The organism is Microcoleus sp. T3_A4 (assembly GCF_036700465.1).
Taxonomy (GTDB): domain Bacteria; phylum Cyanobacteriota; class Cyanobacteriia; order Cyanobacteriales; family Microcoleaceae; genus Microcoleus.
In genome coordinates, this window is sequence record NZ_JAUBOY010000064.1 from 1 (window position 1) to 17,129 (window position 17,129).

Annotated in this window: 13 protein-coding genes; 2 read left to right on the forward strand and 11 right to left on the reverse strand. The window is 44.7% G+C overall.

Annotation, left to right across the window (positions count from 1 at the left end):
* Positions 1-95: 95 nt before the first annotated feature.
* A complete protein-coding gene (locus QUA07_RS26365) occupies positions 96-2,405 on the reverse strand; it encodes a protein phosphatase 2C domain-containing protein (protein WP_333331208.1) in 2,310 nt (769 codons plus the stop codon).
* A gap of 783 nt (positions 2,406-3,188) precedes the next feature.
* On the opposite strand from QUA07_RS26365, the gene QUA07_RS26370 reads away from it, so the two are divergent.
* Positions 3,189-3,545, forward strand: a complete 357-nt coding sequence (locus tag QUA07_RS26370; RefSeq protein ID WP_333331211.1) for a hypothetical protein — start codon at positions 3,189-3,191, stop codon at positions 3,543-3,545.
* Positions 3,546-3,759: 214 nt separating this feature from the next.
* Here QUA07_RS26370 and QUA07_RS26375 read toward each other — a convergent pair whose 3' ends face one another.
* The 3 genes from QUA07_RS26375 to QUA07_RS26385 form a co-directional block, all read right to left on the reverse strand.
* Positions 3,760-4,104, reverse strand: a complete 345-nt coding sequence (locus tag QUA07_RS26375) for an NAD(P)H-quinone oxidoreductase subunit M (protein WP_333155843.1) — start codon at positions 4,102-4,104, stop codon at positions 3,760-3,762.
* 75 nt (positions 4,105-4,179) lie between these two features.
* Positions 4,180-4,701: a hypothetical protein gene (locus QUA07_RS26380; protein ID WP_333331214.1), complete on the reverse strand. Its 522-nt coding sequence runs from the start codon at positions 4,699-4,701 to the stop codon at positions 4,180-4,182.
* A gap of 272 nt (positions 4,702-4,973) precedes the next feature.
* Complete coding sequence (locus QUA07_RS26385) at positions 4,974-6,938, reverse strand: pentapeptide repeat-containing protein (RefSeq protein WP_333331216.1); 1,965 nt, start codon at positions 6,936-6,938, stop codon at positions 4,974-4,976.
* Between the two features lie 25 nt (positions 6,939-6,963).
* Between QUA07_RS26385 and QUA07_RS26390 the strand changes: the two genes are divergently transcribed.
* Complete coding sequence (locus QUA07_RS26390; RefSeq protein ID WP_333331219.1) at positions 6,964-7,764, forward strand: ion transporter; 801 nt, start codon at positions 6,964-6,966, stop codon at positions 7,762-7,764.
* On the opposite strand, the gene QUA07_RS26395 is transcribed toward QUA07_RS26390, so the two are convergent.
* The 7 genes from QUA07_RS26395 to QUA07_RS26425 form a co-directional block, all read right to left on the reverse strand.
* Positions 7,750-7,887, reverse strand: coding sequence for a hypothetical protein (locus tag QUA07_RS26395; RefSeq protein WP_333331221.1), 138 nt, complete (start codon positions 7,885-7,887; stop codon positions 7,750-7,752). The two genes, QUA07_RS26390 and QUA07_RS26395, sit on opposite strands and share 15 nt — an antisense overlap.
* Before the next feature lie 73 nt (positions 7,888-7,960).
* Positions 7,961-9,337 carry an ATP-binding protein gene (locus tag QUA07_RS26400; RefSeq protein ID WP_333331268.1) on the reverse strand — a complete coding sequence of 459 codons (1,377 nt, stop codon included), beginning with the start codon at positions 9,335-9,337 and terminating at the stop codon, positions 7,961-7,963.
* Between the two features lie 527 nt (positions 9,338-9,864).
* A complete protein-coding gene (locus tag QUA07_RS26405) occupies positions 9,865-11,220 on the reverse strand; it encodes an ATP-binding protein (protein ID WP_333331224.1) in 1,356 nt (451 codons plus the stop codon).
* A gap of 691 nt (positions 11,221-11,911) precedes the next feature.
* Positions 11,912-12,478, reverse strand: a complete 567-nt coding sequence (locus QUA07_RS26410; protein ID WP_333331227.1) for a hypothetical protein — start codon at positions 12,476-12,478, stop codon at positions 11,912-11,914.
* 68 nt (positions 12,479-12,546) lie between these two features.
* Entirely contained in the window at positions 12,547-14,112 is a 1,566-nt protein-coding gene (locus QUA07_RS26415; RefSeq protein ID WP_333331230.1) for a hypothetical protein, read from the reverse strand.
* Between the two features lie 451 nt (positions 14,113-14,563).
* The gene (locus tag QUA07_RS26420; protein ID WP_333331232.1) at positions 14,564-15,583 is read right to left on the reverse strand and encodes a hypothetical protein; all 1,020 of its coding nucleotides are present in this window, start codon (positions 15,581-15,583) and stop codon (positions 14,564-14,566) included.
* Positions 15,584-15,603: 20 nt separating this feature from the next.
* Positions 15,604-16,980 carry an oligosaccharide flippase family protein gene (locus QUA07_RS26425; RefSeq protein ID WP_333081199.1) on the reverse strand — a complete coding sequence of 459 codons (1,377 nt, stop codon included), beginning with the start codon at positions 16,978-16,980 and terminating at the stop codon, positions 15,604-15,606.
* Positions 16,981-17,129 lie beyond the last annotated feature (149 nt).

The following is a 17,129-nucleotide window of genomic DNA, read 5'->3' on the forward strand; positions in this document are numbered from 1 at the left end:
TTCTGCCACATCTCTTGATGAGATTATTCGCGCTTATTGTGCAACTTAGTGTCTCATTTTTATTTGAAATAACTATATACTCAAGCATTAACAGTTTAATTAGCATTTGGATTTGAGTCAGAATCAACACATTTCCCCTTTTGAGTTGGGTTTAAGGATAGGTTAGAGACTACTTTAGAAATGGCATCTTGTTCTTGAATCCATCCGATTTCCCCCGGTTGCAGCTTGGCGCTTTCTACTTCAACTGTTGGCTTAACTGGCGGGGAAGGCGACGGATTTGCCACAGCGGGAGATGGATTCAGTGTCGGTTTTGAAACTGTAGAAAAATCTTTATTTGACTCGGGTTTGGGAGAGTTCGATCGCACTATTTCAGGAATCGAACAAACTTTCAATTCCAGCCAATTGCCTTGAGGCGTAAGCTGTTTGTTTGTCACCTGCAAAACACTGCCGGCTGGGACTGTTCCTTTGACAGTCAACTCACCGATTGCGCCTCGCAAATCCAAGCGATCGCCCTCTTTTTCCACTTCCCCAGCCGCAGAATTTTTAATCTCTATAAACGAGCCTGTTTCTAAAGATTGCACCGGAGAAGCTACAGATTCAACTGTTTTCTCCGGCGTCCTTCCAGCATTAATTAAACCGCGTTTCCCGAAAATCGACTCCCCGGCAGTATCGATCGCGCGACCCACCGGAGGGATGAAAAAATAAGCAAATACACCCCCCAAGCCTAATAAAAATAAAATTTTCAGCAGCAGCGAAAATGGGCTTTTGCTTTTTTCCGGCTGTAACAACTGCGTTTTTCCTTCAGAATTCGCACCGCCAGGGCTTGTCGGCCCATTCAAATCCGTTGGCAAATCCTCGCTGTCGGAAATTAGTTCGATCGGCGTATCTAAAGGTGCGACAGACAGTTCTGTAAACGTATTGCCGTCTTCCCTCAAATGTGCTTGACAGTGAATTAAAGCAACAGTGACGTTATCGTGACCGTTTCTAGTATTAGCAATCTCAATCAGTCGATCGCGCGCCTTAACCAAATTAATAGTACCGTCGAGAATTGGCAAAATCTCCGCTTCCCAACATTCCTCAACCCGGTCTTTATCACTCAAACCGTCGGAACACAGCAGCAAAACGCAGTCTTCATCCACGGGAAAACGCTGTATAGTCGGGTGCAGAGTGTTGGACGAAGTAATGCCCAAAGCTTGAATCAGAGCTCCGGCGGCCACTTGTTCCAAAGCATCCCGGTAGAGAGAGTAGCCCAAACGCACCTCGCGGCAAGCCACATTATCATCGAGAGTAACTTGATAGCAGCCGGTACGAGTAATCCAGTAAGCCCGACTGTCTCCGACGTGGGCGACATAAAGCTCGTGAATGTGGGCTAAAGCCATAACTAGCGTAGTTCCCATCCGCTGGCGGCCTTGGCGGTGCTCGCTGTCGTTGCGACTGGCTATCTTGTCGTTAGCAGCACAAGCGGCCCGTTCCAGCTTGGAAGTCAGGCTCAACGGGTCCCAATTAGCCTGATGCAGAGGCATTTGCTGCAACTTGTCGCGCAGCACACCAATTGCTTCTTCCGAAGCGACTTCGCCGCCGTCTTGTCCACCGATACCGTCGCAGACGATCGCGCAAGCTTCCGCACCCGGGTTTCCTGCGAACAGCGTACCGCTGGGCGGATAGCAAGCATCTTCGTTGTGAGCCCGGGATCTGCCTACATCCGTGCCCGTGGCAATTTCAACGTGACGATCGTAAAATCGGCCGCACTTTGCCAAAGCTTTATCCAACTGGCCCATCAGTTGTTCGCCGTGGCGCACTTGACCGGCAACCATTTGCTGGCAAAGTTGCCTCAAAAAATTGGCAATAGTTGGGTGAGCATCTTCGAGCCACTGCTGCCACAATTTCCCCAACTGTGACAAATGAGGCGGTTTGCGATCGGGCTGCAATTCCAGAAACCGCACCAATTGCCCTTCCACCCGTAGCAGTTCGGGAGTCAGCAGCGTCGAAGCCACGCCCTGAGCGATACAAGGCTGCCACAACTGGGCAATTTGCCACAGCCAATTGAGCTGGCGCATTGCTGCTGCTCCTTTCCAGGAGTCCGCCAATTCCGGCATTAAAGATTCCGTCACCTTCAAAATAGGCGCGTTTTCCAGTAGCCAGATATCTCCCGATAGCTTGCTCATCTTGGACGATACCAGGCCGTATACTTGAGGTACGTGCAACTGATAGGCAAACAGTCTCAGATAAGGAGTGACAACACTCGGAATCTCTTCGGGCAGTTCCGGCAAGTGTTCGGGTTGAGTATCGACAAGAAGTCGATCGCGCTTGACCAAGTAGCGACCAGCGATCAGATCGCCTGGCTTACACCCTTTGATCCCTTCACCTAAAGCCCATAAGTAGTGTTTTGCCACAGAGTTTTGCATAAGGGTTCCTGACGCCTTTGGGCAAGCGTGCTGATCTGAACTATTTTAGCGATTGAACCTCGACGGGTTGATACGTGGCGATTATTTGACACCCCCGCTTTCTCAACAGACGCAGATTCTTAAGACTTCGCAGTCCTAATATCCTGATTTTTCAGGTTCCCGGGCTCACCACGTTTCCACTGTTGTGTGCGTAGTGATATCTGACTTTCCCCCAGTCTAGGGGTAGGTTTTAATGTCTTGTACTGACACGAACAGTTTACCATTTTGTTGACGGCCGGATGAATCTTGCTATGAGCTTTCAGGGTTAGACGATCGCGCCACACCCCAGTCATCGGCTGGAAATCACGCTGTTTTCAGCATATTCCTGATAGCGGCAATTTCCGAAGAAATCGCGATCGTCAAGTAAATTGAGATTTTAGACTAACTATAATGGTAGGATGCTGGTACGTAGAAATCACCTGAGCCGACAGGTATAAATAAATATCACTTCTCGGTTTTCTCGCGAAGGGTCATCTGTGCCTCGCGCCCTTGTTTTGCAAGAGAAGTTAAATTTAACCCTACCCAAAGACGGATACAAGCCCCCAGATTCATCTGTGGAGTCAATCTCAAATCTCAAATCTCAAATCTCAAATCGACTGGCGGATGCCAGCCCCCGACAGGAGTCGTGGAAAGCCAAAAAAATTAGATATTAGTTCAAGCCCCCAGATTCATCTGTGGAGTCAATCTCAAATCTCAAATCTCAAATCGACTGACCGGCCTCTGCAAGCTGTTGAGTATTTAACCATGCCCCCACATGAGCCCAGCGCCTTTCCCAAGAATTTGTCCGATCCGAAGCTACTGCCGGCAGTTGAAATAGACGAAATACTCACTAGCATTCAACATTCTCACAGTTTTTATTACAAAGTGATGAATCTTGAGGTTTGGGCGCTGGTGGAAACCTTGGATGGGCTGTTTCCCGGCGCTTGGGGTCAGTTTATGACCAACCGCCAACTTGCAGTTAAACAGTTTTTGGAACGCGATCGAGTTCCCAATTCTCCGGTTGATGCTGGGGAGGCGGGGGAGAAGTTTGAGGGCAGTGGGAAGAAGGAAGAAGCCGGAAGTCAGGAGTCAGGAGTCAGAAAGAAGCAGGAAGAAGAATAAAAGCAGATTTTCCCAATTCTCCCCATCTCCACCTTTCCTCTGTATCCAAGTCTAAATCTCCCTCCATCCCCAAAGCCAGAGACGAAACAGAACCCTCTTTTCCCCCGTACTCCCCTGATTAAGAGCAGTAGGAGCGATCAAAACTCAGCTACAAGCGACATTTATTATGGGTTTCAATCTTAAGTTGACATAAATGCCGATCGCCCGATCGCCCTTACAGGTGAACTTTGGAATCAACTTGAGGCAATCCCATGCTGTAGTTAACAGCGCGGCTGTTGAGGTTGTAGCTGATTTGGCCTTTTTGGAGGAACGATCGTACCAAGTGCTCCAACTCCGAACCGATACGGCGGAGGTTGTACTCGGTCAAGTCTTCGCCCTCGTAGGCGTCTACGAGTTGGTCGAATTTGGCATATACCTGTTTGATGGACTCGTCGTTCCAGTTAAGTTCGTTATCGGGGTCAATGTCGAGGGTCAAAAGGTCATTGCTGGGTACGAGTTCGTTATCTTCGAGGATAGCGGTGTATATGCGAATATGGCGGGTTGTTGACTTAAGCTGCATGAGTTCTTATGTGTAAAGATTTTTTGCTGAGTTTATTGTAATGGCACAGAGATGCGCGGGGAGGGCGGGCGATCGTCAATTTCTCGGAATCCCGAAATTTTTTAGTTGTTCGGCAGTCCAATTTTTGTAATATTCAGTTTTCTCTAAAGAATCGGAAGCTGGCTTCAGCTTAGAATTTACTTGAACGGTGAAGCCCGGATACGGCATCCTCCTAGTATGAAGCCCGTCAATATTAAAATCTTCTTCGGGATGGATGTGAAAAGCCAGCAAGCCCAATTCTGAAATCTGATTATTCAATTTGTCTATCAATTCTTTAGTTTCTGGCGCAGTAATTGCTGTTTTTTCGGGATTAATTACTACCATGATTTCAAATTCCGAATTGTAAAATTCATAAATTGATTTCATTATGGCAGAATCGCGATCGAACTCAGTCAGCGCTGAAAACCGCTCGATTTTGAATAAAATTTGATTAGCCAAGCGTGCCTTTTTAGCGAAGGGACAAATCGGTAAATCGCTGAAAACTGGATGCGGTAACTCGACAAACTGGGTCATCCATCTGAGGGTAGATTCTATAATTTCCGTGTTAGATTCATTCATCGACAATCTATGTATTTGATATTTAATACTAATTATACTTTATTTGTATGGAGGGCGATGCACACCATTGGTGTCAATTTAACGCTATTTCCCTCAGTCCGGCAGGGGTTTAAACCCCTGCCTCATAGCAAAAGTCCTCTGAAGAGGACTGAAGAACTCATTAGTCCTCTGAAGAGGACTTAAGCTATTAGCCAGGGAATTCATTCCCTGGTGGACTTTCGGTTAAATTCACACCAATACATTGCCCACGTTGCTGTTTAATGCGATTGAATTTATTCGTGAATTGTGCCATCTGGCATAATTGCGCCTGCGAGTTTTGCCGTTCCCAGATTTACCACCCCACTTAGGTTTGCTCCCTTTAGGTTGGCTTTTTCTAGGTTTGTATTCTCCAAATTCGCCCCGCGCAAGTCGGCCGAAGTTAAGTCGGCTCCAGTAAAATTACCATAACGAAGGTTAGCCCCACAGAGATTTCCTTCAGTTAATATTGCTCCGCTGACATTACATTGAAGAGTTCCACCAACCAGATTAACTTTTGTCAGATTAGCACCACTAAAGTTTGCCCCACCTGTTTCTGTATTTTTCAGATTCGCTCCACTCAAGTCTGCCGCAGTTAGGTTCGCCGATCCTAAATTTGCCTGCATCAGGTTTGCCCCTATCAGGTTTGCCGCCGTTAAGTTGGCACTCCTCATATCTGCTTGGCTTAAGTTGGTTTTATTCAAATTAGCTTGCAGGAGTTGTGCACCCTGCAAATTTGCCCTAGTTAGATTTGCACCACTCAAGTTAGCTTCACTCAAATTAACTCTGCTCAAATTACGACGAGCTAGGTTTGCTTCTTTCAGTGAAACATTAGGAGCAATTAAGTAAGCACCTGTTAAAACAGGGTCAAAGCCTCTGGGAAAGAAAGTCTGTGCGTTGTAAAGTGCTTGTTGAAGTTTTGCTCCTTCAAGGTTTGCCCCTTCAAGGTTTGCCATTAATAGGTTAGTATCACTTAGGTTGGCATTACTCAAATCAGCCTTCATTAATTTTGATTCCCTCAAATTTAACCCTGTTAAGTTTGCTTTACTGAGGTTGGCCCTGGTGAAGTTGGCCCCCGATACGGAATGAACACTACTGAGATTTACCCCACTCAAATTAGCTTCACTTAGATTTGAGCATTGCAGATTTACTTCACTTAAATTTGCATTTATGAATTTTGCTTTCTCTAAGTTGGCTGAGGTGAGATTGGCTGTGTGAAGGTTTGCATGACATAAATTTGCCTCACTCAGGTTAGCCACTGATAAGTCTACTCCAGCGAGTTCTGCACCGCTGAGATTAGCGCCACTCCAGTTAACTTTGGTCAGGGATTTGCCGCTCAGATTTACTCCGGCTAGATTAACTCCCGTAAAATCTCGTTCTCCCTGATTATACCGTTGTAAAAATTCCTCAGCACTGATAACGGGTTCCAGATTTTGTAGTGCAGAATCATCTATTTTTTCCTCTTCCTCGGATTCCACAGTATCCGCATTTACAGGAGTAGCAGGCGGCTGTTCTACCGCTTCACTAGATACTGGAATCGGTGTCTCCTCGATCGCCTCTTCGCGCAATAACCGATCGACCCGATCGCTAAACTGCCTCACAACCTCAGCATCATCAACCTTCTCAGCAGCATTCGAGCTTTTCTCAACCGCATTTTCAACATAATACTTGTCTACAAAACTTTGCAACCCAGCATTATATCCCTGTCCAACCGCCTGAAACCTCCATTCGCCATTCTTCTTATACAACCGTCCAAATTCTAAAGCCGTTTCTTGGGAAAATATCTGATTTAAATTGTACCGAACCAATTCGCCAAGACTCTCTGAATTGTAAAGCCGGATAAAAGCATTTTCAACTTGACTAAAACTTTGATTTTTTTCCAGTCCGTCGTGAATAGTCACCACAAACACAATTTCCTGAATCGCCGCATTGATTTTGCTCAAATCCAGATAAACCGTCTCATCATCTCCCTCAATTTGTCCATTCCTGCTGTCTCCCGAATGGCGCACCGAACCGTCCGGCGAGGTCAGATTGTTGTAAAATACAAAATACTTTTCTTCGGGAATGCGACCGTCTGCCGCTAACATAAAAACAGATGCGTCAATGTCGCAGTTTTGTGCTTTATGACTGACTTGCCACCCCAGGGCGATCGCAATTTTACTGAAATTAGGAGTCTCTTTAGAAAGATTGAACCTTTCACCCTTAGTTAATTCGATACTCATATGCGATAATTCCCTTACCTCATAAATGGTATTAATTATCTCATCTATGTTAACCCGATCGCAAATTGGATTTTATCTCGAAGACATCGAAACCCCAATTGGCAGAACCGTCAATTTAACTCTTACCGGACTAATTCTCCTATCTTCGACCAGCTTCATCGCCGAAACTTACCCGATTTCGGAAACTGTTAGAATTAATTTGCAAACTCTCGATACAGCGCTTTTAGTTGTTTTTGTGTTTGAGTATTTATTGCGACTATGGTGTGCCGAAAATCGAGTTAAATTTATTTTTAGTTTTTTTTCAATTATTGATTTGCTGGCAATAGTACCATTTTTGCTGGGATTTGTCAACGTTAGTTTTATCCGCATTTTTCGCTGGTTTAGAATTCTCCGACTCATCCGTTTTCTGGAATTGAAAATTTCTATTTTCCGCATCAGCAGCGAAGATGGGGCGATTTTTGCTCGGATTTTGTTTACTTTGCTGGCAATAATTTTTGTTTATTCGGGTTTGATTTATCAAGTCGAACATCCGGCAAATCCCGAAAGTTTTGGAACTTTTTTAGATGCTGTTTATTTCTCGGTTGTCACCATGACCACGGTGGGATTTGGCGATGTTACTCCGATTTCGGAATCCGGCCGTTTTCTGACTATTTTGATGATTTTGACGGGAATTGCTCTGATTCCTTGGCAATTGGGGGACTTGATTAAGCACTTAGTTAAAAGTGCTAATCACGGAGAAGCTGTTTGTAAAGGTTGCGGTTGGTCGGTACACGATGCTAATGCTAGATTTTGTAAAATGTGCGGCAGTCAATTAGATAATAGTTGACTGTTGACTGTTGACTGTTGACTGTTGACTGTTGACTGTTACAGCACTTTTCAGGTATGGAAACAGCATTGCCGTTTCCCTACAGAAGATTGCCTCTAATTTATATGTAGCAGTATTTTTCATAATAATTAATAACCAATAACTATTGACTACTGACTACTGACTACTGACTACTGACTACTGACTACTGACTTCTTTAAGCTAAGGGTAACAAAATTTCAAATTCAGTGCCTCTGCCTAACTCCGATCGCATTCTGAACGCACCGCCGTGTTTGCCCGTCACTATTTGATAGCTAACTGCTAAACTGGTTTCTTTGAGGGCGCGTTTTTCCGTAGAGAATGATTCTATGATTTTTTTGTACTTGCTAGGTGACATTCCTGGCCCGTTATCTGATATGCAAATCGAAACCCAGCGAACATGAAGTTTGTCTAAATCCGGCGCAGGTTCGGGACAGCAGACTTGAGTTGTGATTTCAATTTTAGGCTGGCGATCGGCATCTCGGAGTCCTCCACCTTTGAACTCTTTTGCCAATTCTTGACCGACTGCTTCATTAATTAATGTATGAATAGCATTAGTCAAGATATTCATAAATACTTGGTTTAGCTGTCCTGCATAGCATGGCACTGGTGGCAGGTAGCCGTAGTTTTTTACTACTTGGATTTCCCTAGTCAAACGACTTTTGAGCAGCAAAAGTATGCTGTCTATGTTGGCGTGCAAGTCGGTGGGTTTGGGATAAATATCGTCGATGTGGCAGAAGTTTTGCAAACTGGTTGCCAACTTGCTCAAACGTTCTGCACCTGATTTGATGCTGGCAACAGTTCGGAGGAAATCGTTTTGCAAAAAGTCATAGTCGATCTCTTCTTTGAGCCGTGCTATTTCCGGCGGGGGATTGGTACAGTATGCGTCGTAAACTGAGAGCAATTCCATCAAGTTTTTGCTGTAGTCGCTGACGTAGGTTAAATTCCCCCAGATAAAGCCTACCGGATCTAAAATTTCGTGGGCTACTCCGTTGACTAAACGCCCTAAACTAGCCATTTTTTCGCTTTGAATCATTTGAGTTTGGGCTCTTTCGTAGCGGACTTGAGTTTCTATGCCACGAATTTGCCAGTACGCGATGTTTAGTGCATTAGGGTCTAAGAGGCGGTAAGATTGGGAGTCTATTTGGACGACGATCGGTTCTGCCTGCAATTCGGGCGATCGACGCAGAGCTTGTGGGGCTGCTGCCAAAATGGTTGTACTCTCTGCCACCAATAATATTTCGACGCGAGCGTAACTGTAGAGAACTTTTAGTGGCAGGTGCAAAAATAGCTCTGGGCCTTGGGGTTTGAGCAAATATTCCAGCAGTTGCCTGCGGGATATCATGCCAGCAAACTCTCCTGCTTCCATCAAGACGACCCCCGGCACTAGGGGATGCTGTTCAAACATTTCGGCAACTGCCACGGCCAAGCAGCTCGATTTAACCTGAAAGTCATACAGGGGCAAATCCCAGAGGGTAGACTCTAGCGAAAGGTCTTGATGGCTGCCTTCGGAGACTGAAGGGCCAAGGAGTTTGGAACTGAATTTATTTGCCACTGGAACTTTTAGTTGCCGAAACGCTGGGAAATTGATACTCCCCAGGGCTGAAGCCACGGGGATTCTTGAATGAATCCGAAAACTCTCAAAGGCGTTATCAAAGCACCTCTATACACTCAAAACAACTACCCCTACAAAGGGTATTGCAATTGCGCTTACTTTTAAATTGTGTTTGCTTTCATAATCCATCACAATGCCAGATAGGTACGCTTCACACTCTGCCATTACTTGTCAGTTATACAGGCTTACTACTCCTCAAGGAGTGTGGTGGCTCACTGTGCCGGGATTTCTCCGATACTAGAGTGTTTCAACACGTAGATGGTTGTTTTACTTACAATCTAATTCTAAAACAACCTTTCAATCAGTTGTATAAAGAAATATTGAAGGCGGTTGAAACCGAAGCCGACTTCCTCCCGGTGTCTAAAGCCAGGGGTTCCGTCTCGTTCTTCGGTGAATTGAGAACCTACTACTAAGCTAGCCTATCACTTCACCGCAGGAGCGAACAACCGAGAATATTCTTAAGTTAATCATGTTGTGCCAACTATAGGCAGGAGAATTTCAAATTCAGTATTCTTACCTGGTTGCGATCGCAATTTGAGTTGGCCGCCGTGCTTTTCTGTGACGATTTGATGGCAGATAGCCAGCCCCATACCGCTGCCTTTGCCTGCTGGTTTAGTGGTAAAAAAGGTGTCAAATATCTGCTGGTGATTTTCTGGGGGAATGCCTGGCCCGTTATCGGCAATGCAAATTGCGGCTCGCTTGCCGTGTTCGGTTTCTATCACTTTAGTGGTAATTTCGATTTGGGGCTGCCAGTTGTCCCCGCACTGGGTCTGTATTTCGCGATCGGCTGCGTACTCTGTCAGGGCGTCTAGAGCATTAACTAACAAGTTCAAAAACACCTGACTCAACTGACCGGAGTAGCCTCTAACTAGGGGCAGTTCGCCGTAATTTTTTACCACTTCTATGCTGTTTTTAAAGCGGTTTTTCAAAATTAACAGCGTCATCTCCACGCATTCGTGAATGTCTGTCTCGGCTGGTGTTGTCTCGTCCATGTGAGAGAAGTGGTGGAGCCCGTTAACTATTTTTAGCAATTGTGAGGCTCCCAACTCCATCCCTTCTAAGGTGATCGGCAAATCTTCTTGTAAAAAATCAAATTCAATTTCTTTTTTAAGGGCATCAATTCGGGGACACGGTGCCGAATATTCTTCTTCATAAACCGACATGAGCTGAAGCAAGTGTTCAAAATAGGACAGCAGAAAAGTTAAATTTCCCCAAATACAGTTCAGCGGGTTTCTGATTTCGTGGGCTACTTCTGCTACAATCCTCCCCAAACTCGCCATTTTTTCGGTTTGGATGAGTTTGGCTTCGGTTTGTTTGTGGAGTAACTTATTTGTTAATTCGTGAATTCTTGATTGAGCGACCATTAATTGGTGTACGTCTAACAGCTTGTAGGTCTGGGGGGCTATTTCCACTACTACGGGTTCGTAAATTAATTCTGCTGATCTGTAAAGACATTCGTGGGCGGCTTCTACTATTAATTTACTGGCGGGAAGTACGAGTTCCTCTGGCTTGGCAAACTTGTACAGCACCTCTATTGGTCGCTTGAAAAACATTTCTACTCCGTAGCGGCAGTTAACTTTTTCAAAAAATAGACGCCTGGATATCATGCCGACAAAATTACCACTATCTGTCAAAATGACGCCGGGAAGCATTGAATTTTCTTCAAAAGCCTTGGCTACTTCTTTTGCCTGTTGAGTTAATTCAATTTGGCAGTTGGAGAGTGGCAGGTCTAGGAGAGTTGATTCTAAGGAGATGTTCCAAGTACAAAATTCAGGTATATGCAACACTGATAACTCCGAGCTAGTCTCACGCACAGCAAACATAGATGAAACCCCTGTTAAAAATTGTATTCATGAACAACTTAAGTTGCTATTAATTCGTAACTGGTAATTGGTAGCGGGTAGTTGCTAATTTGTGAAATTACAACAGCACCCGATGGGAAAACCCGATCCCAGTAGCATTGTCTCCTAAAGATTTTGTTTCTAAGTCAATATTAAACGATCGAAGCTTTTGTGGAACTTACTGATCTCTGCTGTAAACTTTTTACCATGATATACCTGCGATCGGGTGTTTTCCGAAAATTTTTAATATTTATAACTAATTATTGTGATAAATTATACCATTTTTCCAGTGATAGAAGGGAATTGGAGAACCGCGAGCGGGTTATCAGTGAATATACTGGCATCCTGTGAGGGTTCGAGGGCCCGGATTAGCCATTGTCCAAGGGGCTTGCAGGCTCCAATTGTCAAGACTAGGGCCCTAGCCAAAGGAAGTTCGGCAACGGATTCGCTTTCTTCGGATGTAACCGAATGTAACGGATGGAAGGCTTTAGTTATCGTCGCGAGAGAAGGAAGAAGCAATGTTCCCCAAGGGTTTGTGGAATTAAGAACATCCTAAGCGTCGGCCGCGGTTGCTATACCACTCAAAAGAAATGCAACTTTAGGCAACTTCCGAACCTCGATAGTCATCAGTTTTTTGCAATCTGCAATCTCCAATCAGCAATCTCCAATTCTCTTAGGGTTCCACCTCCGGCCAGAGGCGTTCTAGCTGATACCGCCAAGCGGCGAGAGTTTTTTCGCTAGACTCTCGCCCTAGTTCCATTTCACCCATCAATCCCTCTGCGTAGAAACGGTCTAAAGTCTGAAGGGTGGTTTCGACAGACTGTCCCTGCGCCTTCGCAGCTTTGATGATTTGACGGATGCGGCTTTCTATCAAACCGCCGAAAAAGTCGGACAAACCTCGCTCTTGCAAAGCTAGCACTCGGGCGACGGCGGCTGAGAAATCGGCGGCCGCGAGTGTGGCACAACTGTGCTGAAATACTCCCCACAAAACGTTTTGATGTAAGGCGTAGCGAGTTTCCAGGGTGGTGTCAAAGTTAGCTTCTAGGAGTTTATCAAAAAATGGTTGAGCTTCCTGGGCATCGGCGATCGGCAGCAAAATCCGCAGCCAACTCCCATCTTCTGAAAGGAGGACTAACAGGCGAAAATTGGGGGTTTCTACTTGCCAAGAAGTGGCAGCAGGCATCTCAACACTGTCACCAAATAAGTCTTTAAGGGTATTGCTAATTTCTTCGGGAGTCATAATGATTTTAGATTTTAGATTAGTCACCAGTCATTAGTCAGCAGTGCGTTCTCAAATCTCAAATTGATTTATGGTAGCCAGCGGGGGTGATAGCCGGCAAAGGGAAGTTCTTCTGGCTGTACTTTTGCGCGAGAACCGTCTGCGGGTATTTCTACTAAGGGTAGCAGCCAGAGGCGGCTGGTGGCGATCGACTGTCCACTATCGTTGCGGGGACTGTCTGCTACGGAGGGAGTTGCTGCTGTGACTGATTGGTCGAAAATTAATGCCAGCCCGTCGGGAGATAAACTGATTTGGGTATCTAATTGGTTGGGCAAAATCAGCAGCGGTTTGATGGTTCCTACCAAACGAGTACCCTCTTTTTTGATGTCGATGGTGGCAATGAAAGGCTGTTCTTTGTAGCTTTCTGTTTTGAGGCGTTGGGCTAACAAACAGTAGAGACGCTGAACTTGGTTGTCTTCGTTTTTGCGGGGATCGAAATAAACAGCCATAATGCTGCCGGGAATACGCAATATTTCTTGTTCTACACCTTGGTTATCTAAGATGAAAAGCGATCGAGTAAAGTCGCTGTTGTATTTAACATAGGCGGCGGCAGAGTTGTCGCGGGCCATGCCCAATACTTGTTCGTATTTTGGCAAAAATTCTACTGGGTCTGCTTCCGGTTTGAGGGGGACGATCGCTAATCCTTGTTTTTGAGAGATTACCATCGATTTGCTGTCGGGGCGAATCATAAAATCTCCACCTTGTTCATTTTCTAAGGGTCTGGGCGCCACTTTTTCTTCCACAATCCAAGGACTGAAATCGCCGGGATTGCGACGGTTGACGCGCTGGACAACTATGATTTTGCCGTCGGCTGAGAGGTCGAATTTGAGGTTTTGGTAATCTTTGGAGTCTAAGATTTTGTCGATTCTACCGGCTGGGTATTGTTGTTGAGTTCCTGAACCCGATTGGGGGTTGAGGCCGGTGGTGACTGTGAAGAGTTCTTGATTTAGAGTGCCGCGAGTACGGGCGATCGATCGATCTGTGGCGGAGAATAAAATGCGATCGCTCTCAGGATACGGTTTAAAATCGGTAACGACTAAATCTTTGGGAGTCAGCGGTATCGGTTTTGAGTCGCTGCTGGTGAGATTGACTAGCATTAATCTGCTTTCTGTTTCGCCTTGGACGCCGATGTAAGCAAAAGCTCGATCGCGGCTGCGAAAGGAACTGCTAAACGGTTGCATTAGCGTTCCTTTATTTTGGTTTTTTTCTCCGAAATACTTGTCGGTTGCTCCGGCGAGTTTGACTGTGTAGGTAACGCCGTAGGGTGCTGGATCTTTGAGGGTGTAAGCCATGCGTCTTCCAGCCCAACTAAATTTACCGGGAAGGGGGGGTTCTAGCTTTAAGTTTTCCTCGACGGTGGACTGGTTCATCGGCCGGAAGAAGGTGAGGATAAAGCCGGTATCTTCGGCGCCGATTTGTTTGTTTTCCCAGGTAAATTCTCGCACTCTGGGTGCTGTGCGATCGCCGCTCAGCAGCAGCAGCCCTATTAAGAAGCTCAGCACTAGCATGAGGACGATCGCCGTGCGGTCGATCGGCTGTTGGAATGGCAGAATAGCGAAGGGTGAAGGATTAATTTTTTTCTTAAAAATACTCACAAATCTTTCTCTCCTACTTTCTGCTGAAAATCAACTGCCAAATTTTCCCTCTTAAATTTTACTGTCTTGGGCGTACTCCCGACCCCCTGAAACGGTTTTTTTTACCAGCAAAAAGGGCTGCAACGAAATATGTTGGTAAAAAACTCGGTTTTTGAAAGTGTGTGTGCCTCCAGGACTGAACTAAACTCACGAGCTTAAATCCGTGGAGTCTGCGGCACTTCCAACAGTATCAACCGAGTGGAGATGCGAAATTTGAGATTTTACCTTTTAGGCTGCCTCCGAGCTAAAAATTGCTCGATAAAGAGAGGCTTTGAGGACAGTAGAGCACCCTACAATTATACCACTTGCGTCCAACACTGTTTGAGATTGTAGATTTTTAATTTAATCTCACATCTCAAATCGCTAATTATTTAATAGGTTGAGGGGTAACGCTTGCGCTCTACCCATCCTACTAATAATCATGACTACTACTTAGATCCCTTTCACGAAGCCTTTTGACGATTGGTGTGTGGGAACTATTATTAACTGCTGACAGTGTATACGGCGATTCCGGTTCGGGATATAGCTTAGAATATTTGCTATCGTAATGCCTGATCTCAAAATAGTTTAAGTTTGACGGGTGAGGCTTATATATCGAGAAACATTCCAAAATACAAAAAGTTGCTGCACTTTCTAAAGGCCCGACCTTCACTACTTGATTTTTGAAGATGCGACCTGATTTTATCCACTCTTTCATCTGGCTTTTTGACAAACAGTAAAATCCTGAATGAGGATTGGTACACTCAGCAAATTTTACAGTTTCTATCTCTACACTAGATAGTTGATTCCACGATAGTTGATCATCTATTGTCAAATCAATGTATCTCTTGGTTCCTTGATACATTTCAAAACGGTGTGGGTAAAGAATAGCATTCTCATACCCGCTTTGCCGGTTAAAACTTTCTAATTTTTCTAGAACGAATGCATCGTACAAAACAATGTCATCTTCTATGAATAAAAACCAGTCAAATTTTTCTACTCTTTCGACAAATTCTTCCTGAAGTCTAAACCCTACAAACATGGGGTCGCATTCAGGGCTTTCTTGGATCTGAATGCACTTAATTTGATATTCAGGTAAGTAGGCTGTAACGTGCCTGTTCGGTAGAGTTTGGATAGTAATTGTCAGGTCGCAATGAGCAAAAGTCGTTAACAGTCCATCTATTGTGTGCCTGAGTCTCTCTATTTTTGCTGTGGCTTTTTCGGGATTGTTAGATTCTTCAACTGATGTAATGTGTGGGACAGCCACAAAGACTTTGGGGCGTTTTTTTTCGGGATGTTCGTTTTCTTTGAACAAATTTATAATCCGATTTTTTTGATAAAAAAACATCAGTTTACTATACCTTGTTGCCACTCGCGATATTTCTTGTAAAAGAGCCATTTGTAAGAACATAAAGTGCATTACTTTGCTTCTTGTATTTTGTTCGGCTGACATAGAGACAATCTCCTTTTTGTTTACTGAAATAGTTGATTGATTGGAACTAAATCCATCGGTGATATTTTATCGATTGGCAGACCCAAATCCAAAGCGACTCTACACCAAAGTAGAGTGGCCAGAACCACTACAAACAGCCCTGTTAATTGAATATCCTGCCAAAAACAAGTTAGTCCTTCTTTCCACAAACCGTAGTTAGTTACTGCATAGGTAGGAAGGTCACCGAGAGCTACAGCAATCACGGCACCTAAATTACCTTTTAAGTAGTATCCCAGCGGTATACTTATACATAGATTCACAAAAGTCAGCAGATTGCCTATAGCTGGGTACTGAGACTTTCCTACGGCTAACAGACAAGAACCCATGATATTGTGGAGGGTGGTGTGCCAGATACCTAACGCCAAGATTGGCATCATCCAAGATGCAGCCTCATACTCTTTCCGATACAGTGTTAAAATTAACTGATCTCCAAAGATCACAAAAATTGCTAAACCTACGGCTAATGGTATTAGAATTAGCTTGCGGTTCTTGAGTATCTTCGCGCGCAACTCCTCCCGCGGCAACTCTGCCAGCATAGAAATCGATGGAAAAATCACCCGGCCGCTAATGGCGATGATGACTTGGCGCGGCATATCCCCCAGGGTAAAAGCGATGCCGTAAATGCCCAACATTGTTAAAGTAAATATTTTCCCTAGGATCAGTCGATCGGCTTGAGAACACAAGAAAAACAAAGCCGTAGACAAAAATATCCATTTTCCATAAGAAAATATTTCTTTAGCTGCTTCTTTATCCCAAGCAAAGCGGTTTGACTTGCCTGGAATCAAAAAATGGCTCCATACTAACTCCATGAAAGCTCCAGTAAAGCCACCGACGATGATCGCCCAGATGCTGCGATCGAACCATGCCCAGACAATCATCACTGTTGTAGAAACAATCTGTATGCCCAACTCAAAAATTACTACTTTCTTCACTGCCATTTTGCGTTCTAGGCTGGCTGTGGCAGTAGATTTAAACCCTCCTAGTACGGAATTTATACCTATGATTGGAATCAACCACAGAAGACGGGGCTCTTCATAAAAACTCGCAACGGGCTGGGTAATTATAACCAAACCAATCCAAATGAACAAGCTGCGAAGAACTTGCAGTGTCCAAGCGGTGTTGAGAAATTGAGGATCTTCCCCCCGTTTGTTCTGGATGATACTTGGGCCCAAACCTATGTCTGTAAATAAGTTGATCCCTGTTATAAAAACGTAGGTTAGACCTACTAGACCAAATAATTCGGGTAAAAGCAGACGCGTCAGGATTAAGTTACTGCCAAATCGGATAATTTGACTGCTTGCATAACTGGCGATCGTCCAGGCAGCACCTTTGATAGCTAATTTTTTTTCTGATGACATATACTCAGAATTTATTTCCTAATTACGAGTGTAGTTGCTGAATTTGTTATTTGCAACTCCTAGAGGAGGATACTGCCACTTTTATAGCTGACTTTACCGTATCTTGATCTGTATACGGAGATTGGGTCTGGACTTTCCATCTCGCAATC

What these genes read in the sequence shown, in the direction of transcription:
- QUA07_RS26395 (WP_333331221.1), bottom strand. Translation starts at nt 7,887, where the DNA reads ATGAAAAATACTGCTACATATAAATTAGAGGCAATCTTCTGTAGGGAA.
- QUA07_RS26375 (WP_333155843.1), bottom strand. Translation starts at nt 4,104, where the DNA reads ATGCAGCTTAAGTCAACAACCCGCCATATTCGCATATACACCGCTATC.
- QUA07_RS26365 (WP_333331208.1), bottom strand. Translation starts at nt 2,405, where the DNA reads ATGCAAAACTCTGTGGCAAAACACTACTTATGGGCTTTAGGTGAAGGG.
- QUA07_RS26370 (WP_333331211.1), top strand. Translation starts at nt 3,189, where the DNA reads ATGCCCCCACATGAGCCCAGCGCCTTTCCCAAGAATTTGTCCGATCCG.
- QUA07_RS26410 (WP_333331227.1), bottom strand. Translation starts at nt 12,478, where the DNA reads ATGACTCCCGAAGAAATTAGCAATACCCTTAAAGACTTATTTGGTGAC.
- QUA07_RS26405 (WP_333331224.1), bottom strand. Translation starts at nt 11,220, where the DNA reads ATGTTTGCTGTGCGTGAGACTAGCTCGGAGTTATCAGTGTTGCATATA.
- QUA07_RS26380 (WP_333331214.1), bottom strand. Translation starts at nt 4,701, where the DNA reads ATGAATGAATCTAACACGGAAATTATAGAATCTACCCTCAGATGGATG.
- QUA07_RS26420 (WP_333331232.1), bottom strand. Translation starts at nt 15,583, where the DNA reads ATGTCAGCCGAACAAAATACAAGAAGCAAAGTAATGCACTTTATGTTC.
- QUA07_RS26385 (WP_333331216.1), bottom strand. Translation starts at nt 6,938, where the DNA reads ATGAGTATCGAATTAACTAAGGGTGAAAGGTTCAATCTTTCTAAAGAG.
- QUA07_RS26390 (WP_333331219.1), top strand. Translation starts at nt 6,964, where the DNA reads ATGGTATTAATTATCTCATCTATGTTAACCCGATCGCAAATTGGATTT.
- QUA07_RS26425 (WP_333081199.1), bottom strand. Translation starts at nt 16,980, where the DNA reads ATGTCATCAGAAAAAAAATTAGCTATCAAAGGTGCTGCCTGGACGATC.